The organism is Citrobacter sp. TBCS-15 (genome assembly GCF_005280815.1).
Taxonomy (GTDB): Bacteria; Pseudomonadota; Gammaproteobacteria; order Enterobacterales; family Enterobacteriaceae; genus Citrobacter; species Citrobacter werkmanii.
On the sequence record NZ_SZWK01000025.1, the window covers coordinates 1 to 525 of the forward strand.

General features: G+C 36.0%; 1 protein-coding gene. It reads right to left on the reverse strand.

Annotated elements, in window-relative coordinates; translation table 11 throughout:
- Positions 1–513: hypothetical protein (locus FDW96_RS02755; RefSeq protein WP_256376112.1), on the reverse strand; the 513-nt coding region annotated here is incomplete at its 3' end.
- Between the last annotated feature and the right edge of the window lie 12 nt (positions 514–525).

Consider the following 525-nt stretch of genomic DNA (forward strand, 5'->3'; position numbering starts at 1 on the left):
ATCATTGAACTCTGTTTTAACTCTATCTGCTATATATCCTGAATATAGCTTGCCCTCGTACCAAATATCTACTAAGTCATTAACATACAAAGGAAAAAGTTCATTTTGATTAAAGAATAACCTTGTGACGATTGTAGAGGGAGAAATTTCAACCTTAATAGTAGACAACTCAGGAGGGTTTCCGTGGTCATCTCTATCATAAAACAATGTTTTGGTTGTCCTTACATCTGGCAAGTCTGTTCCGTCTCCATGATAAGTGCTATAATCAATGACATCTCCGTTATTTTTTGCTGTGTACATTTTAGGAGGGTCTGTGTAGTCATCTGTTGCTTTATTTTTAACGAACACAACAGCAAAATTATAAGCTGAACGTTCTACTATTGTTTCCGTGTCCATTGTCACACTTTGCTTAATATCTACCCTTGTCGTGATTCTTTTTCTATTCCAGTTTCTTGAAGCAAAGTTAATGAATAACAAGTTTCTAGGGTCTGTTTCAGATGGAGCGTGTTGAATGGTTGTAGTTGG